Annotated in this window: 28 protein-coding genes; 18 read left to right on the top strand and 10 right to left on the bottom strand. The window is 57.5% G+C overall.

All coding sequences use genetic code 11. The features are described 5' to 3' along the window. The first annotated feature begins 165 nt into the window (after positions 1–165). The 13 genes from cysG (at position 166) to rpoS (ending at position 11,168) form a co-directional block, all read left to right on the top strand. The gene (cysG, locus tag IM300_RS01285; protein WP_063451892.1) at positions 166–1,524 is read left to right on the top strand and encodes a siroheme synthase CysG; all 1,359 of its coding nucleotides are present in this window, start codon (positions 166–168) and stop codon (positions 1,522–1,524) included. A 9-nt stretch (positions 1,525–1,533) separates the two neighbouring features. Continuing rightward, positions 1,534–2,442: a sulfate adenylyltransferase subunit CysD gene (gene cysD, locus IM300_RS01280; protein ID WP_008499613.1), complete on the top strand. Its 909-nt coding sequence runs from the start codon at positions 1,534–1,536 to the stop codon at positions 2,440–2,442. A 9-nt stretch (positions 2,443–2,451) separates the two neighbouring features. Beyond that, positions 2,452–3,876: a sulfate adenylyltransferase subunit CysN gene (gene cysN / locus IM300_RS01275; RefSeq protein ID WP_193034938.1), complete on the top strand. Its 1,425-nt coding sequence runs from the start codon at positions 2,452–2,454 to the stop codon at positions 3,874–3,876. Next, positions 3,876–4,481, top strand: coding sequence for an adenylyl-sulfate kinase (cysC, locus tag IM300_RS01270; protein WP_063451890.1), 606 nt, complete (start codon positions 3,876–3,878; stop codon positions 4,479–4,481). Before cysN ends, cysC begins: the two co-directional genes overlap by 1 nt. 58 nt (positions 4,482–4,539) lie before the next feature. Beyond that, positions 4,540–4,866, top strand: coding sequence for a DUF3561 family protein (locus IM300_RS01265; protein ID WP_193034936.1), 327 nt, complete (start codon positions 4,540–4,542; stop codon positions 4,864–4,866). A 79-nt stretch (positions 4,867–4,945) separates the two neighbouring features. After that, positions 4,946–5,257 (top strand): cell division protein FtsB, encoded by a 312-nt coding sequence (ftsB, locus tag IM300_RS01260; protein WP_003862095.1) that lies wholly within the window; start codon positions 4,946–4,948, stop codon positions 5,255–5,257. Positions 5,258–5,276: 19 nt separating this feature from the next. Further along, on the top strand, positions 5,277–5,987 hold the full coding sequence (ispD, locus tag IM300_RS01255; RefSeq protein WP_064909830.1) for a 2-C-methyl-D-erythritol 4-phosphate cytidylyltransferase: 711 nt from the start codon (positions 5,277–5,279) through the stop codon (positions 5,985–5,987). After that, entirely contained in the window at positions 5,987–6,466 is a 480-nt protein-coding gene (gene ispF / locus IM300_RS01250) for a 2-C-methyl-D-erythritol 2,4-cyclodiphosphate synthase (RefSeq protein WP_063451887.1), read from the top strand. The genes ispD and ispF overlap by 1 nt, the downstream gene beginning before the upstream one ends. Further along, complete coding sequence (gene truD, locus IM300_RS01245; protein WP_193034934.1) at positions 6,463–7,512, top strand: tRNA pseudouridine(13) synthase TruD; 1,050 nt, start codon at positions 6,463–6,465, stop codon at positions 7,510–7,512. The genes ispF and truD overlap by 4 nt, the downstream gene beginning before the upstream one ends. Next, positions 7,493–8,254 carry a 5'/3'-nucleotidase SurE gene (gene surE, locus IM300_RS01240; protein ID WP_006811764.1) on the top strand — a complete coding sequence of 254 codons (762 nt, stop codon included), beginning with the start codon at positions 7,493–7,495 and terminating at the stop codon, positions 8,252–8,254. Before truD ends, surE begins: the two co-directional genes overlap by 20 nt. Then, positions 8,248–8,874, top strand: a complete 627-nt coding sequence (locus IM300_RS01235; protein ID WP_193034932.1) for a protein-L-isoaspartate(D-aspartate) O-methyltransferase — start codon at positions 8,248–8,250, stop codon at positions 8,872–8,874. The genes surE and IM300_RS01235 overlap by 7 nt, the downstream gene beginning before the upstream one ends. A 116-nt stretch (positions 8,875–8,990) precedes the next feature. After that, positions 8,991–10,115, top strand: coding sequence for a murein hydrolase activator NlpD (gene nlpD / locus IM300_RS01230; protein ID WP_063869369.1), 1,125 nt, complete (start codon positions 8,991–8,993; stop codon positions 10,113–10,115). 60 nt (positions 10,116–10,175) lie between these two features. Beyond that, entirely contained in the window at positions 10,176–11,168 is a 993-nt protein-coding gene (gene rpoS / locus IM300_RS01225; protein WP_022649182.1) for an RNA polymerase sigma factor RpoS, read from the top strand. 51 nt (positions 11,169–11,219) lie between these two features. Here the strand turns inward: rpoS and IM300_RS01220 are convergent, their stop codons facing one another. Next, entirely contained in the window at positions 11,220–11,597 is a 378-nt protein-coding gene (locus IM300_RS01220; RefSeq protein WP_193034930.1) for a DUF4440 domain-containing protein, read from the bottom strand. Further along, on the bottom strand, positions 11,594–12,796 hold the full coding sequence (locus IM300_RS01215; RefSeq protein ID WP_193034928.1) for an MFS transporter: 1,203 nt from the start codon (positions 12,794–12,796) through the stop codon (positions 11,594–11,596). Before IM300_RS01215 ends, IM300_RS01220 begins: the two co-directional genes overlap by 4 nt. A 109-nt stretch (positions 12,797–12,905) precedes the next feature. On the opposite strand from IM300_RS01215, the gene IM300_RS01210 reads away from it, so the two are divergent. Further along, positions 12,906–13,793, top strand: coding sequence for a LysR family transcriptional regulator (locus tag IM300_RS01210; RefSeq protein ID WP_193034926.1), 888 nt, complete (start codon positions 12,906–12,908; stop codon positions 13,791–13,793). On the opposite strand, the gene IM300_RS01205 is transcribed toward IM300_RS01210, so the two are convergent. After that, complete coding sequence (locus IM300_RS01205; protein WP_063451879.1) at positions 13,790–14,197, bottom strand: MarR family winged helix-turn-helix transcriptional regulator; 408 nt, start codon at positions 14,195–14,197, stop codon at positions 13,790–13,792. The genes IM300_RS01210 and IM300_RS01205 overlap by 4 nt on opposite strands. Positions 14,198–14,369: 172 nt before the next feature. Between IM300_RS01205 and IM300_RS01200 the strand changes: the two genes are divergently transcribed. Genes IM300_RS01200 through IM300_RS01190 form a run of 3 tightly spaced genes read left to right on the top strand, consistent with a single transcriptional unit; the run spans position 14,370 to position 16,621 of the window. After that, the gene (locus IM300_RS01200) at positions 14,370–14,972 is read left to right on the top strand and encodes a non-oxidative hydroxyarylic acid decarboxylases subunit B (RefSeq protein WP_063451878.1); all 603 of its coding nucleotides are present in this window, start codon (positions 14,370–14,372) and stop codon (positions 14,970–14,972) included. Then, on the top strand, positions 14,962–16,389 hold the full coding sequence (locus IM300_RS01195) for a non-oxidative hydroxyarylic acid decarboxylases subunit C (protein WP_193034924.1): 1,428 nt from the start codon (positions 14,962–14,964) through the stop codon (positions 16,387–16,389). Before IM300_RS01200 ends, IM300_RS01195 begins: the two co-directional genes overlap by 11 nt. Positions 16,390–16,399: 10 nt before the next feature. Continuing rightward, on the top strand, positions 16,400–16,621 hold the full coding sequence (locus IM300_RS01190) for a non-oxidative hydroxyarylic acid decarboxylases subunit D (protein ID WP_033146398.1): 222 nt from the start codon (positions 16,400–16,402) through the stop codon (positions 16,619–16,621). Between the two features lie 94 nt (positions 16,622–16,715). Here the strand turns inward: IM300_RS01190 and mutS are convergent, their stop codons facing one another. Continuing rightward, positions 16,716–19,277, bottom strand: a complete 2,562-nt coding sequence (gene mutS, locus IM300_RS01185; RefSeq protein WP_107533607.1) for a DNA mismatch repair protein MutS — start codon at positions 19,275–19,277, stop codon at positions 16,716–16,718. A gap of 113 nt (positions 19,278–19,390) precedes the next feature. After that, positions 19,391–19,621: a SymE family type I addiction module toxin gene (locus IM300_RS01180; RefSeq protein ID WP_063869382.1), complete on the bottom strand. Its 231-nt coding sequence runs from the start codon at positions 19,619–19,621 to the stop codon at positions 19,391–19,393. Between the two features lie 174 nt (positions 19,622–19,795). On the opposite strand from IM300_RS01180, the gene IM300_RS01175 reads away from it, so the two are divergent. After that, positions 19,796–20,140, top strand: a complete 345-nt coding sequence (locus tag IM300_RS01175) for a nitrous oxide-stimulated promoter family protein (protein WP_193034922.1) — start codon at positions 19,796–19,798, stop codon at positions 20,138–20,140. A gap of 5 nt (positions 20,141–20,145) precedes the next feature. Here the strand turns inward: IM300_RS01175 and IM300_RS01170 are convergent, their stop codons facing one another. The 5 genes from IM300_RS01170 to flhA form a co-directional block, all read right to left on the bottom strand. Continuing rightward, the gene (locus IM300_RS01170) at positions 20,146–21,366 is read right to left on the bottom strand and encodes an MFS transporter (RefSeq protein WP_193035097.1); all 1,221 of its coding nucleotides are present in this window, start codon (positions 21,364–21,366) and stop codon (positions 20,146–20,148) included. 15 nt (positions 21,367–21,381) lie between these two features. Next, positions 21,382–22,143, bottom strand: coding sequence for an ABC transporter ATP-binding protein (locus IM300_RS01165; RefSeq protein WP_102750418.1), 762 nt, complete (start codon positions 22,141–22,143; stop codon positions 21,382–21,384). Continuing rightward, positions 22,143–23,180 (bottom strand): iron ABC transporter permease, encoded by a 1,038-nt coding sequence (locus IM300_RS01160; protein ID WP_063869386.1) that lies wholly within the window; start codon positions 23,178–23,180, stop codon positions 22,143–22,145. Before IM300_RS01160 ends, IM300_RS01165 begins: the two co-directional genes overlap by 1 nt. Beyond that, a complete protein-coding gene (locus IM300_RS01155; protein ID WP_131636297.1) occupies positions 23,180–24,178 on the bottom strand; it encodes an ABC transporter substrate-binding protein in 999 nt (332 codons plus the stop codon). Before IM300_RS01155 ends, IM300_RS01160 begins: the two co-directional genes overlap by 1 nt. Before the next feature lie 150 nt (positions 24,179–24,328). Next, entirely contained in the window at positions 24,329–26,401 is a 2,073-nt protein-coding gene (gene flhA / locus IM300_RS01150) for a formate hydrogenlyase transcriptional activator FlhA (protein WP_063451870.1), read from the bottom strand. Between the last annotated feature and the right edge of the window lie 12 nt (positions 26,402–26,413).

Raw genomic sequence — 26,413 nt, 5'->3', positions numbered from 1 at the left:
AATTGCTCTTAAATGCCCGAAATTTCGCGTGTTAAGCACTTTTTGATATTTGCTTTTCCACGGCGTTATTCCATTGAGTAACTACTCATTCCAATTCGTAATTTCATTCGATCTAAGCCGCCCCCTATAGTCCCCTTATTCCTTGTTGTTAGCGAGTTGTTGCCTGTGGACTATCTCCCCCTTTTTGCCGCCCTGAAAGACCGACCGGTACTGGTTGTCGGGACGGGTGAAATTGCCGATCGCAAAATCGCGTTTTTGCAGCGCGCAGGGGCGCAGGTGCAGGTCGTAGAAGAGGCGGATTTTGAAGCGTCACAGATCGACAGCGTGGTGCTGGTCATTGCGGCAACCGAAGATCGGGCGCTCAATCGGCGCATCTCCGACGCCGCCCAGGCCCGTCACCGTCTGGTTAACGTGGTAGACGACCAGCCGCTGTGTTCATTTATCTTCCCGTCGATTGTTGACCGCTCGCCGCTGCTGGTGGCGATCTCCTCCGGCGGTACCGCACCGGTGCTGGCGCGCGTGCTGCGGGAAAAAATCGAAGCGCTGCTGCCAACCAGCCTCGGACGCATGGCGGAGAAAGCCAGCTACTGGCGCAGCCACCTGAAAACGCGTCTCACCAGCGTGGCGGAACGCCGCCGCTTCTGGGAGCGCGTTTTTCGCGGACGCTTTGCCAGCCTGATGCATGCCGGCAACGAGACGGCGGCGCAGCAAGTCCTCGAGGATGAGCTGGATAACCCCGGCAGTACGGGCGGGGAGATCATTCTGGTGGGCGCCGGGCCGGGCGATGCCGGGCTGTTGACGCTGCGTGGCCTCCAGGTGCTTCAGGATGCGGACGTGGTGTTCTACGACCATCTGGTCACCGACGGCATCCGCGAGCTGATCCGCCGGGACGCGGAGCAAATTTGCGTCGGCAAACGCGCCGGCGAGCACTCCGTGCCGCAGCACGACACTAACCAGATGCTGATTGCCGCCGCGAAAGCGGGCAAGACCGTGGTGCGCCTGAAAGGGGGTGACCCGTTTATCTTCGGACGTGGTGGCGAAGAATTGCAGGCGGCAGCCGAAGCGGGCGTGCCGTTTCAGGTGGTTCCCGGCATTACGGCGGCATCTGCCGTCACCGCCTATGCCGGTATTCCGCTAACTCATCGCGATTACGCCCAGAGCGTAACCTTCGTGACCGGGCACTATAAAGCCGACAGCACGCCGTTTGACTGGTCGCATCTGGCCCAGAGTCGACAAACGCTGGCGATTTATATGGGCACGATGAAGGCGGCAGACATCAGCGAACAGCTTATTCAGCACGGTCGCGATGCGACGACGCCGGTAGCCGTGATTTCCCGCGGAACACGCGTCGATCAGCACGTCGCTATCGGCACATTACAAGACCTTGCAACCCTGGCGAAAGATGCCCCGATGCCCGCCCTGATCGTGGTGGGAGAAGTGGTGCAGCTGCACAGCACGCTCGCCTGGTTCCAGCACACAACCGACACAGAAGGCTTCGGGTCTTCTGTTATCAATTTGGCTTAAGGAACGGTTATGGACCAAAAACGACTGACTCACCTGCGGCAGCTTGAAGCGGAAAGTATCCATATTATCCGCGAAGTGGCCGCCGAGTTTTCTAACCCGGTGATGATGTATTCCATCGGTAAAGATTCCAGCGTCATGCTGCACCTGGCGCGTAAAGCGTTTTATCCGGGCACGCTGCCGTTCCCGCTGCTACACGTGGATACCGGCTGGAAATTCCGCGAGATGTACGAGTTCCGCGACCGTACCGCCAAAGCCTACGGCTGCGAGCTGCTGGTGCACAAAAACCCGGAAGGGGTGGCGATGGGCATTAACCCGTTCGTGCACGGCAGCGCCAAGCATACCGACATCATGAAAACCGAAGGGCTGAAGCAGGCGCTGAATAAATACGGTTTCGACGCGGCCTTCGGCGGCGCGCGCCGCGACGAGGAGAAATCCCGCGCCAAGGAGCGAATCTACTCCTTCCGCGACCGCTTCCACCGCTGGGACCCGAAAAACCAGCGCCCGGAGCTGTGGCACAACTACAACGGCCAGATCAACAAGGGCGAAAGCATTCGCGTCTTCCCGCTCTCCAACTGGACCGAGCTGGATATCTGGCAGTACATCTATCTGGAAAATATTGAAATCGTTCCGCTGTATCTGGCCGCCGAGCGTCCGGTGCTGGAGCGCGACGGCATGCTGATGATGATCGACGACGATCGTATTGATTTACAGCCGGGCGAAGTGATCAAGAAACAGATGGTCCGTTTCCGTACTCTCGGCTGCTGGCCGTTGACCGGCGCGGTGGAATCCAACGCGCAGACGCTGCCGGAGATCATCGAGGAGATGCTGGTGTCGACCACCAGTGAGCGACAGGGCCGCGTGATTGACCGCGACCAGGCAGGCTCCATGGAGCTGAAGAAACGTCAGGGTTATTTCTAAGGAGCCGCCATGAACACGACTATTGCCCAACAAATTGCCGATGAAGGCGGCGTGGAAGCTTATCTGCACGCCCAACAGTATAAAAGCCTGCTGCGTTTCCTGACCTGCGGCAGCGTTGATGACGGGAAAAGTACCCTGATTGGTCGTCTGCTGCACGACACGCGCCAGATTTACGAAGATCAGCTCTCTTCCCTGCACAATGACAGTAAACGTCACGGTACCCAGGGCGAAAAACTCGATCTGGCACTGCTGGTGGACGGCTTGCAGGCGGAGCGTGAGCAGGGCATCACCATTGATGTGGCCTATCGCTACTTCTCCACCGAGAAGCGTAAGTTTATTATCGCCGACACCCCGGGGCACGAACAGTACACCCGCAACATGGCAACCGGCGCCTCCACCTGCGACCTGGCGATCCTGCTGATCGACGCCCGCAAAGGCGTGCTGGATCAGACCCGTCGTCACAGCTTTATCTCTACGCTGCTGGGGATCAAACACCTGGTGGTGGCGGTCAATAAAATGGACCTGGTGGACTATAGCGAAGCGCGATTCGACGAGATCCGCCAGAGCTACCTGACCTTTGCAGAACAGCTGCCGGGCAACCTGGATATTCGCTTCGTGCCGCTCTCGGCGCTGGAAGGGGATAACGTCGCCTCTCAGAGCGCGAAGATGCCGTGGTACAGCGGCCCAACGCTGCTGGAAGTGCTGGAAACCGTTGAAATTCAGCGCGTGGTTGAGACCCAGCCGATGCGCTTCCCGGTGCAGTACGTTAACCGCCCGAACCTCGATTTCCGCGGCTTCTCGGGCACCATTGCGTCCGGCTCCGTCAACGTGGGCCAGCGCGTGAAGGTGCTGCCGTCTGGCGTGGAATCGGCCATTGCCCGTATTGTTACCTTTGATGGCGATCTGGACGAAGCCGGGGCAGGTGAAGCGGTGACGCTGGTACTGAAAGACGAGATTGATATCAGCCGTGGCGATCTGCTGGTTGACGCGCAGGAAACGCTGGCGGCGGTGCAGGGCGCGTCCGTGGACGTGGTGTGGATGGCGGAACAGCCGCTGACCGCAGGCCAGAGCTACGATATGAAAATTGCCGGGAAGAAAACCCGTGCCCGCGTGGACGGCATTCAGTTCCAGGTGGACATCAACAACCTGACCCAGCGTGACGTGAGCGAGCTGCCGCTGAACGGCATTGGCCTGGTGGATCTGACCTTCGACGAGCCGCTGGTGCTGGATCCGTATCAGCAGAACCCGGTGACGGGCGGGCTGATCTTTATCGACCGCCTGACGAACGTCACCGTCGGTGCCGGGATGGTGCGCGAGCCAAACGCGCAGGCTGCCGTGGCCTCTGAGTTTAGCGCGTTTGAGCTGGAGCTGAACGCGCTGGTGCGTAAGCACTTCCCGCACTGGGGCGCACGCGATCTGCTGGGAGGCAAGTAATGGCTGCCCATGATGAGAACGTCGTCTGGCATCCTCATCCGGTCACCGTCGCCCAGCGCGAACAGCTCCACGGTCACCGTGGGGTTGTGCTGTGGTTTACCGGGCTGTCTGGCTCCGGTAAATCCACGGTGGCAGGCGCGCTGGAAGAGGCGCTGCATCAGCAGGGAGTAAGCACCTATCTGCTGGACGGCGACAACGTGCGTCACGGCCTGTGCAGTGATTTGGGGTTCAGCGATGACGACCGTAAAGAGAACATTCGTCGGGTGGGAGAGGTCGCCAGCCTGATGGCGGATGCCGGGCTGGTGGTGCTGACGGCGTTTATCTCGCCGCACCGCGCTGAACGTCAGATGGTGCGTGAGCGCGTGGGGCAGAATCGCTTCATTGAGGTGTTTGTGGATACGCCGCTTGAGATCTGCGAAGCGCGCGATCCAAAAGGACTGTACAAAAAAGCCCGCGCGGGAGAGCTGCGAAACTTCACCGGGATTGACGCGGTTTACGAAGCGCCTGAATCCCCTGAGATTCATCTGGAAGGCCAACAATTGGTAACAAATTTAGTAAGCCAATTATTAGACCTGCTCAGACGGGACGATATTATCAGATCCTGAGACGGTATCGTTCGGGAGCTGTCTTCCCGAGCGATGAGTCACGGTCACAGGATTAGCTATGCGCAACAGTGAAAACTACATTATTACCACCGGGTCGGAACCGTTAACGACCGACGACGAGACGACCTGGTCCTTTCCTGGGGCGATTGTCGGCTTCGTGTCGTGGTTACTGGCGCTGGGTATCCCGTTTTTGATCTACGGTGGAAACACACTCTTCTTCTTTCTCTATACCTGGCCTTTCTTCCTCGCGCTGATGCCCGTTGCGGTGGTTGTCGGCGTTGCGCTGCACTCCCTTTTTAACGGCAAGCTCCTGTATAGTACGCTCATCACTATTGCCACCGTTGTGATCATCTTTGGTCTGCTGTTTTTATGGCTGATGGGCTAACTTACGGCATAATTAAAACCCCGCAGTAGAGTCCAGCGGAAAGTTATGGGATGATGATGCCGTTTTTTCAGGGGGCAGGATGGGTAAACTAACGCTGCTGTTGCTGGCTTTGCTGGTCTGGCTGCAATATTCGCTGTGGTTCGGCAAAAACGGACTGCACGACTACAGCCGGGTGAGCGATGACGTCGCGGCACAGCAGGCGACAAACGCCAAACTTAAAGCGCGTAACGATCAACTTTTTGCTGAAATTGATGACCTCAATGGCGGCCAGGAGGCGATTGAGGAGCGCGCACGCAATGAACTCAGTATGACTAAGCCGGGCGAAACGTTTTATCGTCTGGTTCCGGATGCGTCTAAACGCAATCAGGGCTCCGCACAAAACAATCGATAATCAGGCCCAGGATTACGACATGGCAGCAACTTTTTCGGACGTCTGTGCCGTGGTGCCGGCCGCAGGTTTTGGCCGGCGCATGCAGACAGAGTGTCCCAAGCAGTACCTCTCAATTGGTGATAAAACGATCCTCGAGCACGCCGTTGCAGCGCTGCTGGCGCATCCTCGGGTGACGCGCGTTGTGATTGCCATCAGCCCCGGCGATGCGCGTTTTGCGCAGCTTCCGCTGGCAAATCATCCTCAGATTACCGTTGTTGACGGCGGCGCCGAGCGGGCCGACTCCGTTCTGGCGGGCATTCAGGCTGCCGGACACGCGCAGTGGGTGCTGGTGCACGATGCCGCGCGTCCCTGCCTGCATCACGACGATCTGTCGCGTCTGCTGGCCCTGAGTGAAACCAGTAAAGTGGGCGGTATTCTGGCCGCGCCGGTGCGTGACACCATGAAGCGCGCCGAACCGGGTAAACCGGCGATTGCGCACACCGTTGAGCGCGTTGATTTATGGCACGCGCTGACGCCACAATTTTTCCCCCGCGAATTACTCCACGACTGCTTAACGCGTGCGCTTAAAGAAGGTGCGACCATTACGGACGAAGCCTCGGCGCTGGAGTATTGCGGTTTTCACCCCACGCTTGTTGAAGGGCGCGCTGATAATATAAAAGTGACGCGCCCGGAAGACTTACAGCTCGCGGAATTTTATCTTACCCGTACGACCTCTCAGGAGAAGGCATAATGCGTATTGGACACGGTTTTGATGTACACGCCTTTGGCGGCGTTGGCCCAATTATCATTGGCGGCGTGCGTATTCCTTACGAAAAAGGCCTGCTGGCGCACTCTGACGGCGACGTGGCGCTGCACGCGCTGACCGACGCGCTGCTGGGTGCCGCCGCGCTGGGCGACATCGGCAAACTGTTCCCGGACACCGATCCTGCTTTTAAGGGCGCGGACAGCCGCGAGCTGCTGCGCGAAGCGTGGCGCCGCATTCAGGCCAGGGGCTACACCCTCGGCAACGTTGACGTGACGATCATTGCTCAGGCGCCGAAGATGCTGCCGCATATCCCGCAGATGCGCGTGTTTATTGCTGAAGATCTGGGCTGCCATATGGACGACGTCAACGTCAAAGCCACCACCACGGAGAAGCTGGGCTTTACCGGCCGTGGCGAGGGCATTGCCTGTGAGGCCGTGGCGCTGCTGGTGAAGGCGGCCAAATGACCGATTTCGATAATCTGACGTATCTGCACGGTAAACCGCAGGGCAATGGGCTGCTGAAGGCCAACCCTGAAGATTTCGTGGTGGTGGAAGATCTCGGCTTTGAGCCGGACGGCGAAGGCGAGCACATTCTGGTGCGCATCCTGAAAAACGGCTGCAACACCCGCTTCGTGGCGGACGCGCTGGCAAAATTCCTCAACATTCACGCCCGCGAGGTCAGCTTCGCCGGGCAGAAAGATAAACACGCCGTGACCGAGCAGTGGCTTTGCGCCCGCGTGCCCGGCAATGCGATGCCTGATTTAAGCAAATTTGAGCTTGAAGGCTGTAAAGTGCTGGAGTACGCCCGCCACAAGCGCAAGCTGCGTCTGGGCGCACTGAAAGGCAATGCCTTTACCCTGGTACTGCGCGAAGTGACCGACCGCGAAGACGTTGAAAAACGCCTGAAGGCCATTAACGAACGCGGCGTGCCGAACTATTTCGGCGCGCAGCGCTTTGGGATCGGCGGCAGCAACCTGCTGGGCGCGCTGCGCTGGGCGCAAAGCGATGCACCGGTGCGCGATCGTAATAAACGCAGTTTTTGGTTGTCGGCGGCCCGCAGCGCGTTGTTTAATCAGATTGTGAGCGAACGGCTGAAAAAACCGGACGCGAATCAAGTTGTTGTCGGCGATGCGCTACAATTAGCGGGACGCGGAAGCTGGTTTGTGGCAACGGCCGAAGAGATGGCCGATGTCCAGTCGCGCGTGGACGCTAAAGCGCTGATGATCACCGCCGCCTTGCCGGGCTCAGGCGACTGGGGAACCCAGGGCGAGGCGCGGTTTTTTGAGGCGTCAGCGGTGGCGGATGCACCGGAATTACAATCATTGCTGGTGCGGGAAAAGGTCGAGGCGGCACGCCGTGCGATGCTCCTCTACCCGCAACAGCTGAGCTGGAACTGGTGGGATGACGTAACCGTCGAGTTACGCTTCTGGCTGCCGGCAGGTAGCTTTGCCACCAGTGTTGTCAGGGAACTTATCAACACGTCGGGTGATTATGCGAATATTGCTGAGTAACGATGACGGGATCCATGCGCCAGGTATTCAGACGCTGGCGAAACACCTCCGTGAATTTGCGGATGTGCAGGTCGTGGCTCCCGATCGTAACCGCAGCGGCGCGTCTAACTCATTGACGCTGGAGTCTTCACTACGCACCTTTACCTTTGAGAATGGCGATATTGCCGTTCAGATGGGGACGCCGACCGACTGCGTGTTTCTGGGCGTGAACGCGCTGATGCGCCCGCGACCGGACGTTGTGGTCTCCGGCATCAATGCCGGGCCAAATCTTGGCGATGATGTGATTTACTCCGGTACCGTGGCCGCGGCGATGGAAGGCCGTCACCTGGGGTTCCCGGCGCTGGCGGTCTCGTTAAACGGTCACACCCACTACGACACTGCCGCCGCGGTGACCTGCTCCCTTCTCCGTGCGCTTGGCCGCGAGCCGCTGCGTACCGGGCGTATCCTCAATATTAACGTGCCGGACCTCCCGCTGGACGAGATTAAAGGGATCCGCGTGACGCGCTGCGGCAGTCGCCATCCCGCCGATCAGGTTATTCCCCAGCAGGATCCGCGCGGCAATACCCTGTACTGGATCGGCCCGCCGGGAGATAAATGCGATGCGGGGCCAGACACCGACTTCGCTGCGGTGGATGAGGGATACGTTTCCGTTACGCCGTTGCACGTGGATTTAACCGCTTATAGCGCGCATGATGTGGTGTCGGACTGGTTAGATCGGGTCGGAGTGAACGCGCAATGGTAAGTAAACGTGTACAAACTCTTCTGGAACAATTACGCGCTCAGGGGATCGCCAGCGAGCAGGTGCTGGATGCGCTCGCTCAGGTTCCCCGTGAGAAGTTTGTAGATGAGGCGTTTGAACACAAAGCGTGGGAAAACGTGGCGCTGCCCATTGGGCAAGGCCAGACGATTTCGCAGCCCTACATGGTGGCGCGGATGACGGAGCTTCTGGAGTTAACGCCAGAATCCCGGGTGCTGGAAATTGGCACCGGTTCAGGATATCAAACCGCGATCCTGGCCCACCTTGTGCACCATGTCTGTTCGGTGGAACGGATTAAAGGGTTACAGTGGCAGGCGCGCCGTCGCCTGAAACAGCTTGATTTACATAATGTATCGACACGCCACGGTGATGGATGGCAGGGTTGGCAGGCTCGCGCCCCGTTTGACGCCATCATCGTCACGGCAGCGCCACCTGAAATCCCCGCTGCACTTCTTTCGCAGCTGGACGAGGGGGGCATTCTTGTTTTGCCCGTCGGAGATGAGCAGCAGCTTTTGAAGCGCGTTCGTCGACGCGGCAGCGAGTATATTATCGATACCGTGGAAGCCGTGCGCTTTGTGCCCCTGGTTAAGGGTGAGCTGGCCTGAGACTCGGATTTTTCCAGGGTTATTAAGGCAAATTCAGCGTATGGTGTGGCGCGATAGGTTCGTGCCATCACGGTTATTTTTAAGTCACTGGTAGTTAACACATTCCTGGGGGATAAATGAGCGCGGGAAGCCCAAAATTCACCATCAGCCGTGTTGCGGCATTATCACTGGTTTCGCTCTGGCTGGCAGGCTGTTCAAATTCGAATAACGCGCCTGCGCCCGTCAGTTCCGTGAATGGAACCAGCGGCTCGGGTAACACGTCCAGCGGAATGTTGATCACGCCTCCGCCTAAAATGGGCACCTCAACGGCGCAGCAAACTCCGCAGATCCAGCCGGTTCAGCGTCCAGTTACGCAGCCTACGCAGATTCAGCCAGTCGATCAGCCTGTTCAGACTGAAAATGGCCGCATAGTGTATAACCGCAAGTATGGGAACATTCCGAAAGGTAGCTATACCGGCGGCAGCACCTATACCGTGAAGCGCGGCGACACGCTGTTCTATATCGCCTGGATCACCGGGAACGATTTCCGCGATCTGGCACAGCGAAACAACGTCCAGGCCCCGTATGCTCTGGAAGTTGGGCAAACGCTTCAGGTTGGCAACGCGACGGGGACACCGCTTACGCCAGGCAACACCGTTTCGGCTGCCGACGTCACCGCGCAAAATAACAGCGTTACCCCTGCACAAAAAACCACCACGACGGTTGCTTCCCAACCTGTAATTACGTATTCTGAGGATTCAGGTGATCAGAGTGCTAACAAAATGTTGCCGAATAATAAAGGTACTGCGACTGTTGTCACAGCACCGACTACGGCACCTGTGGTTAGCTCTACTGTACCGACTGCAAGCAGTCAGAATGCCAGCTCGTCAATCAATACCTGGCGCTGGCCAACTGACGGCAAGATTATCGAGAACTTTGCAACCTCTGAGGGGGGGAACAAAGGGATCGATATCGCAGGCAGTAAAGGACAGGCAATCATCGCGACCGCAGACGGACGCGTTGTCTATGCCGGTAACGCACTGCGCGGTTACGGTAATCTTATTATCATCAAACATAATGATGATTACCTGAGTGCCTACGCCCATAACGACACGATGCTGGTCCGGGAACAACAAGAAGTTAAGGCGGGGCAAAAAATCGCTACCATGGGTAGCACCGGAACCAGTTCTACACGCTTGCATTTTGAAATTCGTTACAAGGGGAAATCCGTAAACCCGCTGCAATATTTACCGCAGCGATAAATTGACGGGGCATGCCAGCCAGGGTGTCTCGTCCAGGGATCACGGGTAGGAGCCACCTTTATGAGTCAGAATACGCTGAAAGTTCATGATTTAAATGAAGACGCGGAATTTGATGAGAACGGATCAGAGGCTTTTGACGAAAAAGCCTTAGTAGAAGAGGAACCCAGTGATAACGATTTGGCTGAAGAAGAGCTGTTATCGCAGGGTGCCACACAGCGTGTGCTGGACGCGACTCAGCTTTACCTTGGGGAGATTGGTTACTCCCCACTGCTAACGGCCGAAGAAGAAGTCTATTTCGCACGTCGTGCTTTGCGTGGTGATGTTGCCTCGCGTCGTCGCATGATCGAAAGTAACCTGCGACTGGTCGTGAAAATTGCCCGCCGTTACGGCAATCGTGGTCTGGCTCTGCTGGATCTGATTGAAGAGGGCAACTTAGGTCTCATCCGCGCAGTTGAGAAGTTTGACCCGGAACGCGGGTTCCGTTTCTCAACCTACGCGACCTGGTGGATTCGTCAGACCATCGAACGGGCTATTATGAACCAGACCCGTACGATTCGACTGCCGATTCACATCGTCAAAGAGTTGAATGTTTATCTGCGTACCGCGCGCGAGTTGTCCCATAAGCTGGACCACGAGCCAAGTGCGGAAGAGATTGCAGAGCAACTCGACAAACCGGTTGATGACGTAAGCCGTATGCTGCGTCTCAACGAGCGCATTACCTCGGTTGACACCCCGCTGGGTGGCGACTCCGAAAAAGCGCTGCTGGACATCCTGGCCGATGAAAAAGACAACGGCCCGGAAGACACCACGCAGGACGATGACATGAAACAGAGCATCGTTAAATGGCTGTTCGAACTGAACGCCAAACAGCGTGAAGTGCTGGCACGTCGTTTCGGTTTACTGGGGTATGAAGCTGCGACACTGGAAGACGTCGGCCGTGAGATTGGCCTGACCCGTGAACGTGTTCGTCAGATTCAGGTTGAAGGTCTGCGCCGCTTGCGTGAAATCCTGCAAGGGCAAGGTCTGAATATCGAAGCGCTGTTCCGCGAGTAAGCAACCATTCGTCAGAAAAAGGCCCGTCGTGAGACGGGCCTTTTTTATGCCTTACGATTGCGCCGTTTCGTGCAGCAAACGCCAGGTGATGGTATCGCCTTCCTGATTGAGCACAGCGGTTGACCTGCGCACGTTAACGGGCTGGCCTGGCCGGGTTTGCGTCTCCCGGTAATGAAGCACCGCGCCGTTGTCCCACGTCTGTAGCGTCCTTAACGCATCAATGCCGATCCTGAGCCCAGGCCGGGCTCCACGCTGCGCGTTTAAAAATCGAGCAAGGGCGTGATGGTCTAAAGGTGTGCCACCTGGCGTGACCATCAGAAAGTCCGGGTGGAAACGGGCGAGCAGGGCATCGGGATCGCCTTTGCCTTCACCTAACCAGTTTTCAAGTGCGACGTGGATGTCGAGGATCTCTTGTTCGAAATGCGTCATGGTTGCTCCTGTTGCAGATGCGTAAGCAGCTGCGCGTTGTTAAGACGACAGACGTACAGTATGGGCAGCAGGGTGATGGCTGCGGCAAAAATAAACATCCCGTGCCAGGCGGCCAGCGGCGCGATATTCGCCTGCATGGTGCTCAGCACCTGGGCCAGCAGCAGGGCGCCCATAAAAAAGCTCAGCTGACGATTCAGATTCCACAGCGCGCTGGCATCTGGCATATCTTCCCGACGCACCGTCAAAAACGCGCTGCTCTGAGCCGTGCTGCTACACAGGCTTCCCCCGGCTCCCATCAGCGCAAACGCAACGGCAGGTAATAGCATTGCCGAAGTGACGTTAATTAAAAGTAGAATGCCCGCCGCCTGCAAAAGGCAACCGATGACCACCAGCGGCCGGGGGCCGATACGGTTGAAATAGCGTCCTGTCGCGGTGATAGCTAAAAATGAGGCCACAGACCACGGCAGCATAAGCATCCCCGTTGCGGCGGGTGTCATATTGGCCTCGTTCTGGAGGTAATACATGCCCGTTACGTTTACGCCAATAAAGATGCCGGGTACGCACACGTAGATGAGCATGGATAAGCGCAAAAGCGGATCCGCCAGCAAAGACAGATTTACTCTCCTGGTGGTTTTTATCGGTGACACTTCTTTTTTAAGCCACGCGCAGGCCAATACAAAGGTAACGATGGCGACGGGCAGGGTGGCAAAAAATATCCAGCGCCAGCTTAACGTCTGAACCAGCATTCCGCCCACAGCCGGTGAGCAGGCGGGGGCAAGCAGTGCGACCAGCATCACCGCCGAGGAGAGTCTGGCCCGCTCGTGAGGCTTAAACTGTTGCCAGGTCAGCGCCTGGCCAACCGGGATCAGTAAACCGCCTCCGGCCCCCTGCGCTACTCGCCATGCAATCAGACTTTCCAGCGAAGAGGAGAGGCCCGCCGCAACGGAAGCCGCGCTAAAGAGGGCCAGCGAGAGCAGGATAACGCGCTTCGGCCCGACGCGGCGCGTCAGGATGCTGCTGAAAGGGATGACTAACGTCAGCCCGGCAATGTATCCGTTACTGACCCAGGCAAGCGCAGATGGCGTGGTATTAAACGCGTGGGCCATTGCCGGAAAGGCGACGCTGGCAATAAACATGTTTATCAAATCAAGGAAAAAGCCGAGCAGAAAGACAACGGCGGTTTTGCTGCGATACGTCATGGAAGTTCCTCCGGTGAGGTGGCGTATCGTATCGGCCCCGGCGTTACGGATAAACGCGACAAAGCACGATATACTGTCAACATTATTTTGACAGTAAGCCAGGCAAGCGATGCTTAATCTACAGCGAACGGCAATGTTTATCGCCGTAGCGGACACCGGCAGTTTCACCGCCGCGGCGGAGGCGATGGGGCTGACAAAAGCGGTGGTCAGTTTCCATATTCGTCAGCTTGAAGAGGAGCTGGGTGTAACTCTGCTGCTGCGATCCACCCGTCGCCTGACGCTGACCGAGGCAGGAAGGCTTTTTCATCAGCGAAGCGTGATGCTGTTAAGGGATGCCGAGCGATTGCAGGATGACGTTCGCGCCAACCATGCCGGGCTGACGGGAGAACTGCGGATCACTACCACGCCCGAGTATGGCTCGCACGTTGTGGTGCCTTTGCTGGCTGAATTTAGCCAGCAGCATCCAGACCTTCGCGTGCGGCATGTCTCGTCCTCGGTGTATGCCGATCTTATCGCGGAGCGCTTCGATGTCGCTATTCGGCTGGGTACGCTTGCCGATTCGCGCTATCACGCCGCATTGATTACCACCTTCACCATCCTGCCCGTGGCAACGCCAGGCTGGCTGGCAAACCATCCGGTTGAATCGCTGGAGCAGCTGGCAGATGCTGACTGGATTATTCACGAGCGTTTAACTTCGCCGCTGCGCTGGCAGGTGAAAGGCGTTGATAGACATCCGGTGTCCTTTGAGATTAAAAAAGCACCGCGCCTGTATGCAGACAGTGCCCAGGCGCTGATGGCTTTTGCCCTAGCCGGATGTGGGGTGGCACTGTTGCCGGCGTGGCTGGTGCGAAACGCACTGGAGGCGGGGGATCTGGTCTCGCTGTTACCGGCGTATACGTTTGCTCAGCAGGGCATTTATGCCGTCTATCCCGATGCCCAGCATGTGCCGGCAAAAGTGCGCACGTTTATTGATTTCATGCGCGTCAGGGCTGGTTAATCGTGCATCATCTTTATGATGAGCGCTACAAATTGCTCTCGTTCCGCGTCGTTAAGGCGCCCTAAAAACGCCTCATCCACCTTATTTCCAATCGGTTTACTGCTTCCCAGCAGGGCCTCACCTTCAGCCGTCAGGAAGACAAAGCGACGGCGCTTGTCCGCAGGATCGTGCTCGCGCCTGACCAGACCGCGTGATTCCATACGGCTCAGCATTTCCGCCAGCGTCGCTTTGGTGCTCACCGCGACGTCAGTCAATGCAACCTGCTCAATCCCAGGATTTTCAGCTATCGACCGCATCACCGCATATTGTGGCTTGGTCAGCTCGGGTAAAGCGTGCTGCCACTGGGCGGTATGCTGTTGAAAAAGCTGGCGTAGCAGGTGAAAAGCTTCTTGTCTTAACTCCATGAACACTCCGACGGAAAAATATTCCTTCTATGATAGCCGCTCTCGGCCTGAATTTTAACGCGAGAGTTTTTAGCGATAAGTGTGATCGTGTACGAACGATCTTGTCAGGCGCAGGATCCAGGAGTAGTTTACTTAATATGTTCGTATACGAACGAGTTTATTGAGGTGCTGAATGAGACTGATTGTAGGAATGACGGGCGCGACGGGTGCGCCATTAGGCGTGGCGCTGTTGCAGGCGCTGCGGGAAATGCCTGAGGTGGAAACGCATCTGGTGATGTCAAAGTGGGCAAAAACCACGATTGAGCTGGAAACCCCCTTCACCGCGCATGACGTTGCCGCACTGGCGGATGTCGTTCATAGCCCTGCCGATCAGGCTGCCACCATCTCCTCCGGCTCGTTTCGCACCGACGGCATGATCGTCATCCCGTGCAGCATGAAAACGCTGGCGGGTATCCGCGCGGGCTACGCCGAAGGGCTGGTGGGACGTGCGGCAGACGTGGTGCTGAAAGAGGGGCGCAAGCTGGTGCTCGTTCCTCGTGAAACGCCGCTCAGCACTATTCATCTTGAGAACATGCTTGCCCTTTCACGCATGGGCGTGGCGATGGTGCCGCCTATGCCTGCGTACTACAACCACCCGCAAACCGCCGATGACATCACCCAGCACATCGTGACACGGGTGCTCGACCAGTTTGGTCTGGAGCATAAAAAAGCCCGACGCTGGAAGGGTTTGCAGGCGGCGAAACATTTTTCACAGGAGAATAACGATGGCATTTGATGATTTGAGAAGCTTCTTGCAGGCGCTCGATGAGCAAGGGCAGCTGCTTAAAATTGAGGAAGAGGTTAACGCGGAGCCGGATCTGGCGGCGGCCGCCAACGCTACCGGGCGCATTGGCGATGGCGCGCCTGCGCTGTGGTTCGATAATATCCGCGGCTTCACCGATGCCCGCGTGGTGGTGAACACCATCGGCTCGTGGCAAAACCACGCCATTTCGATGGGGCTGCCGGCGAATACCCCGGTGAAAAAACAGATCGACGAGTTTATTCGTCGCTGGGACACATTCCCCGTCGCGCCAGAGCGTCGTGCAAACCCGGCCTGGGCGGAGAATACGGTTGACGGAGAAGACATCAACCTGTTCGACATTCTGCCGCTGTTCCGCCTGAACGACGGCGACGGGGGTTTTTATCTTGATAAAGCGTGCGTTGTCTCGCGCGATCCGCTCGACCCCGATCACTTCGGCAAGCAGAACGTCGGTATTTATCGGATGGAAGTGAAGGGCAAGCGTAAGCTCGGCCTGCAACCGGTGCCGATGCATGATATCGCGCTGCATCTGCATAAGGCCGAAGAGCGCGGCGAAGATCTGCCCATTGCGATTACGTTGGGTAACGATCCGATCATCACCCTGATGGGTGCCACGCCGCTGAAATACGATCAGTCCGAATATGAGATGGCCGGCGCGCTACGCGAAAGCCCGTATCCGATTGCGACGGCCCCGCTGACCGGTTTCGATGTGCCGTGGGGGTCAGAAGTGATCCTGGAAGGGGTGATTGAAGGCCGGAAACGCGAGATTGAAGGGCCATTCGGCGAGTTTACCGGGCACTATTCCGGTGGACGCAACATGACGGTCGTGCGCATCGATAAAGTGTCTTACCGTACCAAACCCATTTTCGAATCTCTCTACCTGGGGATGCCGTGGACCGAAATTGATTATCTGATGGGGCCCGCCACCTGCGTGCCGCTTTATCAGCAGCTGAAGGCAGAATTCCCGGAAGTGCAGGCGGTTAACGCCATGTACACACACGGCCTGCTGGCGATTATCTCCACCAAAAAACGGTACGGCGGTTTTGCTCGTGCGGTCGGGCTCCGCGCCATGACCACGCCGCACGGTCTGGGCTACGTGAAGATGGTGATTATGGTGGATGAGGACGTCGATCCGTTTAACCTGCCGCAGGTGATGTGGGCGCTGTCATCAAAAGTCAATCCGGCGGGCGATCTGGTACAGCTACCGAATATGTCTGTGCTGGAGCTTGACCCCGGCTCCAGCCCGGCGGGGATCACTGACAAGCTGATCATTGATGCCACCACGCCTGTCGCCCCGGACAACCGTGGCCACTACAGCCAGCCGGTACAGGATCTCCCTGAAACCAAAGCCTGGGCCGAAAAACTGACCGCGATGCTGGCGGCACGTCAATAAGGAGGAAAAAATGATTTGTCCACGTTGTGCCGATGAACATATTGAAGTAATGGCAACATCACCGGTGAAAGGTGTCTGGACGGTATACCAGTGTCAGCACTGTCTGTATACCTGGCGCAATACCGAACCGCTGCGCCGGACCAGCCGTGAACACTATCCTGAAGCATTCCGTATGACGCAGAAGGATATTGACGAGGCACCGCAGGTGCCGACGATCCCGCCTCTGCTGTAAAGAAAAAGCCCGGTGGCGCTGCGCTTACCGGGCCTACGGGTTTTGTAGGCCGGGTAAGGCGAAGCCGCCACCCGGCAAAACAGACCGCATAGAACTAAACCAGACTCTTCAGCCGATAAATCCACTCCAGCGCCTGACGCGGCGTCAGCGAGTCCGGATCCAGGTTTTCCAGCGCTTCCACGGCCGGAGACGTCTCTTCCGGGGCCGCCAGCAGCGACATCTGCGTGCCATCTATCTGCGTGGCTGCCGCATTCGGTGACAAACTTTCCAGCTCACGCAATTTCTGACGCGCGCGCTTAATCACCTCTTTCGGCACGCCCGCCAGCGCGGCGACGGCCAGGCCATAACTCTTGCTTGCCGCGCCGTCCTGCACCGTGTGCATAAAGGCGATGGTATCGCCGTGCTCAAGCGCATCAAGATGGACGTTAGCCACGCCTTCCATTTTCTCTGGCAGCTGTGTCAGTTCGAAATAGTGAGTCGCGAACAGCGTCAGCGCCTTGATTTTATTTGCCAGACTTTCCGCACACGCCCAGGCCAGAGACAGGCCGTCATAGGTGGACGTACCGCGTCCCACTTCATCCATCAACACCAGACTGTTCTCTGTAGCGTTATGCAGTATGTTGGCGGTTTCGGTCATCTCGACCATAAAGGTGGAGCGACCGCTCGCCAGATCGTCCGCCGCACCCACGCGTGTGAAGATTCGGTCGACAGGACCAATCTCAACCTTCTGCGCAGGAACGTAGCTGCCAATATAGGCGAGCAGCGCGATGAGGGCTGTCTGGCGCATATAGGTACTTTTACCGCCCATGTTGGGGCCGGTAATGATCAGCATTCTTCGCTGCGGTGACAGGTTCAACGGGTTGGCAATAAATGGCTCGTTCAGCACCTGCTCAACCACCGGGTGTCGGCCTTCGGTAATGCGAATGCCGGGTTTGTCAGTGAAGGCTGGGCAGGTGTAATTCAGCGTCTCGGCGCGCTCGGCCAGATTTACCAGCACATCCAGCTCGGCCAGCGCGGCGGCGCTCTGTTGCAGGTCAGCCAGGTGCGGCATCAGGATATCGAACAGCTCGTCATAAAGCTGTTTTTCCAGCGCCAGCGCTTTACCTTTCGACGTGAGAACTTTGTCCTCGTACTCTTTCAGCTCGGGAATAATATAGCGCTCGGCGTTTTTCAGCGTCTGGCGGCGAACGTAGTGAATCGGTGCCAGGTGGCTCTGGCCACGACTGATCTGGATATAGTAGCCGTGCACGGCGTTGTAGCCGACTTTAAGGGTATCGAGCCCCAGACGTTCACGCTCGCGGATTTCCAGCTTATCCAGATAATCCGTCGCGCCATCGGCCAGCGCGCGCCATTCGTCCAGCTCTTCGTTGTAACCCGGTGCAATGACGCCGCCATCGCGCACCAGAACAGGTGGCGCATCAATGATGGCGCGTTCCAGCAGCTCGCGAAGCTCGTTAAATTCGCCCATTGTTTCGCGAAGCTTTTGCACCGGCGCGCTGTCGACTTCTTCCAGCTGAGCGCGCAGTTCCGGCAACTGCTGGAAAGCGTGACGCATACGGGCGAGATCGCGTGGACGCGCGGTGCGCAATGCCAGACGTGCAAGGATTCGCTCAAGATCACCCACCTGACGCAGCACCGGCTGCAACTCGGTGTAACGATCCTGCAATGCGGCAATGGTTTGCTGGCGGCCGATGAGCGTTTCGGTATTGCGAATCGGCATATGCAGCCAGCGTTTAAGCATACGGCTGCCCATTGGGGTAACCGTGCTGTCGAGCACCGACGCCAGCGTGTTTTCAATGCCGCCAGCGAGGTTCTGTGTGATCTCCAGGTTGCGGCGCGTGGCGGCATCCATGATGATGCTGTCCTGCTGACGCTCCATGGTAATGGAACGGATATGGGGCAGGGCGGTACGCTGCGTATCCTTCACGTACTGCAACAGGCAGCCTGCTGCACACAGCCCGCGCGGTGCATTTTCCACGCCAAAGCCAATCAAATCGCGCGTGCCAAATTGCAGGTTCAGCTGCTGACGCGCGGTATCAATTTCGAACTCCCACAGTGGACGACGACGCAGGCCGCGGCGGCCTTCGATCAGCGCCATCTCGGCGAAATCCTCTGCGTAAAGCAGTTCTGCCGGATTGGTGCGCTGTAGCTCGGCCGCCATGGTTTCACGGTCAGCCGGTTCACTCAGGCGAAAACGACCGGAGCTGATGTCCAGCGTGGCGTAGCCAAACCCTTTACCGTCCTGCCAGATGGCCGCCAGCAGATTATCCTGGCGCTCCTGAAGCAGGGCTTCATCGCTGATGGTCCCCGGCGTGACGATGCGCACGACCTTGCGCTCAACGGGGCCTTTCGACGTTGCCGGGTCGCCAATTTGTTCGCAGATGGCGACAGACTCGCCCTGGTTCACCAGTTTCGCCAGATAGTTTTCAACCGCGTGATGCGGGATGCCCGCCATCGGGATCGGCTCACCTGCCGACGCGCCACGTTTCGTCAGGGAAATGTCGAGCAGCTGAGACGCACGTTTCGCATCGTCATAAAAAAGCTCGTAAAAATCGCCCATACGGTAAAACAGCAGAATTTCTGGATGCTGTGCTTTCAGCTTCAGATACTGCTGCATCATCGGCGTATGTGCGTCGAAATTGTCGATTGTGCTCATGGAGTTATGATATCCATTTCTTTGAAAATATTACGCTTTGAGCGGCTCAATGGCCGATTGTTCCTTCTATTGTCGCATGAAAAAAAGGTGCGGCGCAGAAAAAAGTCACGACTTTACGAGGCTTCTTCCGCCATCAATTCAATGACGATTTTCCCGTGCTCGACGCCCACCCGAACCTGAGAGTTGGTGGTAAACCCCGCCTTTTCAAGCCAGTCGCCCTTCAGGCTCAGCGCGGCGTGTACGCTGTAGCGTTTTGGGATTTTCGTTTTACGATCTTCATGACGTTTTCTGAAGTAACCCACTTTTAAGTGACGATAGGGTTTGGCGATCGCGATCTGCTGCATAGGCTCTCCGGTTAACAGGGCAAAGGTAGTACTTCATGCCTGTATAAAATACCAGTAAAAAGCAGCGGGGGGACGGGTAATTCTGGAAGGACGCTTCAGAAATTGGAATGCAATGACTGAAAATGCGCAGATAAAAAGGTATTATAAATACACTTTATTGGTGAGGACGACGTCATGTCCGGTAAACGTATTTCACGCGAAAAAAAGACGATCGCCAGAATGATCGCGCTGTATGAACGCCAGTGTCCTGAGGCTTCAAGGGAAGAAGGACATTATCAGGCGCTGAAGGCGTATGCCGATAAGCGGCTGGATAAATGCGTGTTCGGTGAGGAAAAGCCCGCCTGCAAACAGTGCCCTGTACACTGCTATCAGCCCGCCAGACGGGAAGAGATGAAGAAGGTGATGCGCTGGGCAGGGCCACGGATGTTATGGCGTCATCCGATTCTGACTATCCGTCATCTGATCGACGATCGCCGTCCGGTGCCGGAATTACCGGAAAAGTATCGGCCCAAAAAATAATTGACTCAGCGCTGCAATGGGCGACAAATCACGCTCAGGGCGACGGCGCTACACAGCGGAAATACCGCCAGCAGCAGCCAGGGGTAAATGGCTTGCGTTGAGGGCACCAGCGCCTTGTCCAGCAGACTGCCTAACCCTAAATTCCCCGCCAGCACCGCAACGCCGCCGGCGGTGGAGAGCGCGCCATAGTGCGCCCCAAGCGTCGACTCCTCGGCAAAATATGGGATCAAATCTTTTGCCGACGGCACCAGCAACATCTGTCCGAGCGTTAACAGCGTGACGAGGCTTGCGGAGGGCAGCAGGCGCAGCCAGCCTTCCGGTGGCTCAGTCGCCGCAAAGAGCGCCACGCTGGCAAACGAGGCGGAGAGCAGCAAAAAGCCCACAGGTAAAATCCTCACCGCACCCACTTTTCGGGCGAAGCGGGCGAGGGGCAATTGCAGCACAATAATCAGCACTGAGGCCAGCATAAACAGCGGTCCCAGGTCTTTCTCGTTGCCACCGGCGCGCTGGATCTCCACCGGCAGCGCCAGATAAAGCTGGTTATAGCTTAACAGCCATGAGCTGTAGGCAATGATAAAGGCGACGAAACGCGGCTGACGGAACGTCGTCCACCAGGGCAGAATTTTCAGCGGCTTCGTGCTGTGGGGCGCTGCAGGCAGGCAGAAAAAGAGCACCACCAGCGCAACGATAAATATCCCTGCGCCAGCGAGCGCAACCTGGCGAAAACCCAGCCCCGTCAGCAGGGCACCCATCACCGGGCCGAGTACGGCGCCGAGTTCACCGCACACCGCAAACAGCGCAAACCACTCCGCACGGCTGCGTTTACCCGTTGCCTCACTTTGCGTTCCCGCTTTTGCCAGCAGGGCTTCTATTGACGGTGAGAACAGCGCGCCGCCAATGCCCGTCAGACAGGCCCCCAGAATGATGGGCCACAGCGATTGCCCAAAGGCCAGCAGCAGATAACCCGCCACGCGGACAATGCAGCCGCTGAGGATCACGCTCTTCGCGCCAAACCGGTCTGAAAGCGCGCCGCCGACAATAAACATTCCTTGCTGGGAGAAGGTGCGCAGCCCCAGCACCAGCCCGATCAGCCCGCCGGAGAGCAGCATATCGTCACGTAAGAAGATCGCCAGGAAGGGAACGACCGCGTAAAAGCCGATATTAAACACAAACTGGCTGCCCAGCAGAACGGGCGGCCAGAGGGTGGTGGCAGGGCGAAGAGGCATCATTTTAACTTGTCCCTACACGATAAAATGAATGTGCTTTTTGCCGTGGTACGGCGAGATCTCGATTCTGGTTTTCACTCTGAATACGTCCCAGAGGAGTTCCTCGGATAAAATGGCCTGCGGGGTTCCGGTCGCTACAATCTGCCCTTGCTGCATCACGATCAGCGAATCGCAGAACATGGACGCGTGATTAAGATCGTGAATGGCGACGATGCTGGTCACCGGCAGCTCGCTGATGAGCTGCATGAGCTGCATCTGGTGATGAATGTCCAGGTGATTGGTCGGTTCATCCAGCAGGATCTCGGTAGGCGTTTGCGCCAGGGCGCGGGCGATATGTACCCGCTGACGCTCGCCGCCGGATAAGCTCAGCCAGCCCTGTTCGCTGCGATCCAGCATATCCACGCGTTGCAGGGCGGCGGTGACGGTTTCGTCATCCTGCGCGCTCCAGTTCGAGAAGGGGGAGTGGTGCGGAATACGCCCCAGTTTGACCACGTCACGCACGCGCATATTGGCGTCGGTCATTCCGTGCTGTTCAACAAACGCCACGCGGCGCGCCAGCTGCTTTTTGGCGATGCGGGCAATGTCCTGTCCGTCGAGCGTTACGCATCCGGCATCCGGGCGACGCAGGCCCGCCAGAATGCGCAACAGCGAGGATTTACCGCAGCCGTTAGGGCCAAGCAGACCCACCGTTTCGCCCTGGGAAACCTTCAGCGAAACATTATTCACGATAACCTTTTTACCTACCTTCCAGGTGATATTGTCGGCGCAGATGCTCATCATTTATTCCTTGAGCGGTAGATAATCACGGCGAAGAACGGTACGCCCACCAGCGCGGTAACGACGCCAACCGGCAGGCTTTGCGGGGCAATCAGCATCCGCGAGGCGATGTCGGCCAGCACCATCAGGATCGCCCCCGCCAGCGCGCTGGCAATCAGCAGCGTGCGGTGCAGCGGCCCGAACAGGAAACGCATAACGTGCGGCACGACCAGCCCCACAAAACCAATCGAGCCCGCCATACTGACGATGGTCGCGGTGATGAGGGCCGTGGTGGTGAACAAGGCCAGGCGCACCCAGGGCACGGCAATGCCCAGCGAGGCGGCGGCATCATCACCAAAGGTAAAGGCGTCCAGCGCGCGGGAGTAGTAAAGACAGACGGCAAGCCCCGCCAGCACGACCACCAGCGCCAGCTGAAACTCAGGCCAGCGTACGCCGCTAAAGCTGCCCAGCAGCCAGAACATCACGTCGCGCGCCTGCTGTGCGCTGGCAGAGGTGCTGATGGTATAGGCGGTAATGGCGTTAAACAGCTGAGAGGCCGCCACGCCCGCCAGAATGGTACGTTCATTGCCGCCGCGCGCGCCGTTCGTCAGAAAGGCGACAAACGCAAAGGCGGCGAACGCCCCGGCAAACGCACCCGCAGAAAGGGACACCGCGCCGGTGCCGAGACCCAACACGACGACCGAGACTGCGCCCGTTGACGCCCCCGCCGAGACGCCGAGCACGTAAGGTTCCGCCAGCGCATTCTTCAACAGGCTTTGCAGCACGGCGCCGCAAATGGCTAACCCGGCGCCGCAGCACGCTGCCACCAGCGCCCGGCTGAGGCGAAAGTCCCAGATCACGCTCTCATAGATGCGGTTGAGCGGAACGTCGGTCAGCCCCAGCTTATTGCTGATGGCGTAGAACACGTTGTTCAGCGGGATAGACAGCTCGCCGAGGCTCACGCCAAAGGCGATCGCCAGAAACAGCAGCACGAACGCGAGCAGGCACGACGCGGTCAGGAATACGCCCTGACGCATCTGAAGTACGGCGGTGGTCATCAGTTCAGTCCCAGTTTTCTGAGCTGTTCGCCGACCTGTTCAGCACCGTAAAGCGTGCGGATCGTCGGGTTCATGGCCTGACCATCCATTATCACGATATGACCTTTCTTCACCGCGTCGAGCTGGCTGACGGCAGGATCGCTTTTCAGGAATTTGATTTTTTCTTCGGCGTTATCCAGTGCCCAGCGGTTACGATCCAGGCTTGAAACCACAATCACGTCCGGATTGGCGGCAATAATGCTTTCCCAGCCCACGGTCGGCCATTCGGTCTCAGAAGTAATGGCGTTATGGCCGCCCAGCACGTTGGCAATAAAGCCGGAGGCACTGTTTTTACCGCCTACATAGGCGTCAGCCGAAGGCGAGGAGCTTGAGAACCAGAAAACAAAGGAGAGGTCTTTTTTGTTTTTGCCAAATTCCTGGCGCAGGTCTGCTTCACGTTTTTTGAAATCGGCGATAACGGCCTGGCCGCGCGCTTCGACGTTGAAAATTTTAGCGAAATCTTCGATCTCTTTATAAAGGTAGGTCATGTCCCACAGCTTCTGACGGCTGCCGTACATGTCGCCCGCTGCTTTTTTGGTGGCGCACATGCCCGGCGACAGGTAGCTGTTTACCCCCACGGTCGCCAGATCTTCTCGTTTGGCAACTTTGCTTTCCGGTCCGAGCAGCAGCGGCAGCTGAGCAGGTACGAAGTCGGGGTTTTGCGAAAGGATGGATTCAAGGGTCGGGATTTCTACCGTCAGGGTGTTGATTTTGGCATTCTGCTCCGCCAGCTGCGGCAAGACTTTGGTCGGCCAGAACGCGCTGGCTTTCACCTTATCTTCCAGACCCAGCAGCAACAAAATCTCAACGGTATTCTGACCCAGGGCAACGACGCGCTCGGGCGCTTTGGTGAATGTCTCTTTATACCCGCAGTTTTCTATCGTGAGCGGATACGTGGTAGCCAGAGCTGTACTCATTGATGCAACCGTCAGGCCTAACGCACAGAGAACCTTTTTCATTAAACGCTACCCTTCATTAAAATTATGTTGATGCAAATGAAACGCATTATTAAGGCGGAATTTTATACAGAGGAAAATATATTGTGTCAATGTGGAACAATTACGCAGAGTAATGAAAGGCGGCGCCATGAACGGCGCCGGAATGACGGGTTAAATCAGGCTCTCTTTATCAATTCCCAGACGCTTCATGCGCGAGAGCAGGGTGGTGCGCTTCAGCCCAAGCCGTTGCGCCGCGCCTTTCGGTCCGGCTACCACACCGTTGGTCTCTTTCAGTACGCGCAAAATCAGCTGATATTCATCTTCGCCTTCCTGCGCGACTTCTGCCGAAAGCGTGGGGGCTTCCTGATGGGTGACCTCAGGCAAAGAGAGCTGAAGGACGTTCCCGCGCGTCAGCAGTACCGCGCGCTCAATGACGTTTTCCAGCTCGCGCACGTTCCCCGGCCACTCCATCGCCGAAAGGGTACGTAGCGTTTCAGCAGGAATACTGTCGATATTCCGCCCCATCCGGCGGGCAATCTTCGCGGTAAAGGCCTTCACCAGCAGGGGGATATCTTCCGGGCGCTCGCGCAGCGGCGGCAGGCAAATCGGGAAGACGTTCAGGCGATAGTAAAGATCGCTGCGAAACTCGCGGTCGGCGACCATTTTTTTCAGATCGCGGTTGGTGGCGGCAATCAGACGCACGTCGGTCTGGATCAGCTTATTGCTGCCGAGACGCTCAAACTCCTGCTCCTGCAAAACGCGCAGCAGCTTGGGCTGAAGCTCCAGCGGCATATCGCCCACTTCGTCGAGGAACAAAGAGCTTTTATCCGCCAGTTCAAAACGGCCCAGCCGCTGGCTGCTGGCGCCGGTAAAGGCGCCGCGCTCGTGGCCGAACAGATCGCTTTCCAGCAAGCCAGCTGGCATCGCCGCGCAGTTCATCTTCACCATCCGGCGGCTGTTGCGGTTACTCAGGTTGTGGATCGCCCGGGCAATCAGCTCTTTCCCGGTGCCGGTTTCACCGAGGATCAGCACCGTGCTGTCGCTCTGCGCCACCATCTCCACCTGCTTAAGCACGCTGTACATGGCATCGCTACGCCCGATGATTTCGCCAAACTCGCTGTCCACGTTGTTGAGCTGCTCGGTCAGCGCCAGGTTTTCGTCCACCAGCCGCTCTTTCAGGCGGTGGATCTCCTGATAGGCGAGGGCGTTATCCAGCGCGATGGAGATACGCTCGGCGATCTGGCGCAGCAGCTTCAGGTTGGCGGTGGTGAATACGGCTTCATCGCACTGCGCCAGTTTGAGCACGCCGAGCATGGTGTTGCCGGACATCAGCGGCAGCAGGCACAGGGTCTGGATCTTGTTGCCCCAGGTGTTAAACAGCATCCGCTCGTAGGGTGCTACCGGATCCTGCTCGCTGAGGTTCAGCAGCAGGATCTCTTTGCTTTTAAATACCCGTTCAGACAAGGTTCCCGCTTCGTCCACCTCGCTCTGCTCGTGCGCCGGGTTAGCTTCATCAAGGTAGTGGGTGGAGTAGATGTTCAGCTTGCCTTTCCGGTTCCCGCGCAGCGCGATGCTGATGGCGTCGATCCTGAAATAGTGATGGATCTCTTTGGCGACTTCGCTCACCAGCTCGTCCATATCGAGACGCGAGAGTACGGCATTGGTGATGGCGACCAGAATACGGAAGTTATCGCGCTCGCGGCTCAGCAGGTCGTAATCCACGTTATTGGTGACGCGGCTTTGGATCTGCTCTGCCACGACGGACACAATCTGCGTGAAGGTATGCAACCGCTCGTACTCCGCCTCGGTCCAGGGCTGGTCGGTAGTGCGGATAAACTCGCAGCCGCCAAAAATTTGCCCCTCCACCGCCAGCGGCAGCATGCTGTAGTGGCCGAACGGATGATAAAGGTTGCTCTCTGCCAGCTTCGGCCAGGCCTGGCGAAACTGGTCAAAATTGCAGTGCAGGGCTTCCGGGCGGGAGAGAATACGCCGCACCGGGCCGTGGGCCAGAAACGTTTCATCTTCATATTCGAAGATTTTGCCGTTATCACGCGTTGAGAAATAGCTCGCGCGGTGGGTTGCGCTATGCCAGAGCACAATGGCGGCGCTGTCCGCCAGCGCTGACTGCCTGACCAGCCGGGTCAGGGCATCGCTCAATGCGCCAAGGTCGGGCTGTTGTAAAAGTATGCGCGTGATGTCAAACAGGCCCTGCTGTCCAAGATCGCTCATCGGTGTATACGGCATTATTGCTTTCCA

This window comes from Enterobacter cloacae complex sp. I2 (assembly GCF_014896205.1).
Classification (GTDB): Bacteria; Pseudomonadota; Gammaproteobacteria; order Enterobacterales; family Enterobacteriaceae; genus Enterobacter; species Enterobacter quasihormaechei.
Note: the sequence above shows the minus strand (reverse complement) of the source record. Positions and strands in the feature narration are given on the sequence as shown.

Excerpts from the sequence above, each read along its gene's own strand:
- cysD (WP_008499613.1), top strand. The coding sequence starts at position 1,534 with ATGGACCAAAAACGACTGACTCACCTGCGGCAGCTTGAAGCGGAAAGT.
- cysN (WP_193034938.1), top strand. The coding sequence starts at position 2,452 with ATGAACACGACTATTGCCCAACAAATTGCCGATGAAGGCGGCGTGGAA.
- cysC (WP_063451890.1), top strand. The coding sequence starts at position 3,876 with ATGGCTGCCCATGATGAGAACGTCGTCTGGCATCCTCATCCGGTCACC.
- IM300_RS01265 (WP_193034936.1), top strand. The coding sequence starts at position 4,540 with ATGCGCAACAGTGAAAACTACATTATTACCACCGGGTCGGAACCGTTA.
- ftsB (WP_003862095.1), top strand. The coding sequence starts at position 4,946 with ATGGGTAAACTAACGCTGCTGTTGCTGGCTTTGCTGGTCTGGCTGCAA.
- ispD (WP_064909830.1), top strand. The coding sequence starts at position 5,277 with ATGGCAGCAACTTTTTCGGACGTCTGTGCCGTGGTGCCGGCCGCAGGT.
- ispF (WP_063451887.1), top strand. The coding sequence starts at position 5,987 with ATGCGTATTGGACACGGTTTTGATGTACACGCCTTTGGCGGCGTTGGC.
- truD (WP_193034934.1), top strand. The coding sequence starts at position 6,463 with ATGACCGATTTCGATAATCTGACGTATCTGCACGGTAAACCGCAGGGC.
- surE (WP_006811764.1), top strand. The coding sequence starts at position 7,493 with ATGCGAATATTGCTGAGTAACGATGACGGGATCCATGCGCCAGGTATT.
- IM300_RS01235 (WP_193034932.1), top strand. The coding sequence starts at position 8,248 with ATGGTAAGTAAACGTGTACAAACTCTTCTGGAACAATTACGCGCTCAG.
- nlpD (WP_063869369.1), top strand. The coding sequence starts at position 8,991 with ATGAGCGCGGGAAGCCCAAAATTCACCATCAGCCGTGTTGCGGCATTA.
- rpoS (WP_022649182.1), top strand. The coding sequence starts at position 10,176 with ATGAGTCAGAATACGCTGAAAGTTCATGATTTAAATGAAGACGCGGAA.
- IM300_RS01220 (WP_193034930.1), bottom strand. The coding sequence starts at position 11,597 with ATGACGCATTTCGAACAAGAGATCCTCGACATCCACGTCGCACTTGAA.
- IM300_RS01215 (WP_193034928.1), bottom strand. The coding sequence starts at position 12,796 with ATGACGTATCGCAGCAAAACCGCCGTTGTCTTTCTGCTCGGCTTTTTC.
- IM300_RS01210 (WP_193034926.1), top strand. The coding sequence starts at position 12,906 with ATGCTTAATCTACAGCGAACGGCAATGTTTATCGCCGTAGCGGACACC.
- IM300_RS01205 (WP_063451879.1), bottom strand. The coding sequence starts at position 14,197 with ATGGAGTTAAGACAAGAAGCTTTTCACCTGCTACGCCAGCTTTTTCAA.
- IM300_RS01200 (WP_063451878.1), top strand. The coding sequence starts at position 14,370 with ATGAGACTGATTGTAGGAATGACGGGCGCGACGGGTGCGCCATTAGGC.
- IM300_RS01195 (WP_193034924.1), top strand. The coding sequence starts at position 14,962 with ATGGCATTTGATGATTTGAGAAGCTTCTTGCAGGCGCTCGATGAGCAA.
- IM300_RS01190 (WP_033146398.1), top strand. The coding sequence starts at position 16,400 with ATGATTTGTCCACGTTGTGCCGATGAACATATTGAAGTAATGGCAACA.
- mutS (WP_107533607.1), bottom strand. The coding sequence starts at position 19,277 with ATGAGCACAATCGACAATTTCGACGCACATACGCCGATGATGCAGCAG.
- IM300_RS01180 (WP_063869382.1), bottom strand. The coding sequence starts at position 19,621 with ATGCAGCAGATCGCGATCGCCAAACCCTATCGTCACTTAAAAGTGGGT.
- IM300_RS01175 (WP_193034922.1), top strand. The coding sequence starts at position 19,796 with ATGTCCGGTAAACGTATTTCACGCGAAAAAAAGACGATCGCCAGAATG.
- IM300_RS01170 (WP_193035097.1), bottom strand. The coding sequence starts at position 21,366 with ATGCCTCTTCGCCCTGCCACCACCCTCTGGCCGCCCGTTCTGCTGGGC.
- IM300_RS01165 (WP_102750418.1), bottom strand. The coding sequence starts at position 22,143 with ATGAGCATCTGCGCCGACAATATCACCTGGAAGGTAGGTAAAAAGGTT.
- IM300_RS01160 (WP_063869386.1), bottom strand. The coding sequence starts at position 23,180 with ATGACCACCGCCGTACTTCAGATGCGTCAGGGCGTATTCCTGACCGCG.
- IM300_RS01155 (WP_131636297.1), bottom strand. The coding sequence starts at position 24,178 with ATGAAAAAGGTTCTCTGTGCGTTAGGCCTGACGGTTGCATCAATGAGT.
- flhA (WP_063451870.1), bottom strand. The coding sequence starts at position 26,401 with ATGCCGTATACACCGATGAGCGATCTTGGACAGCAGGGCCTGTTTGAC.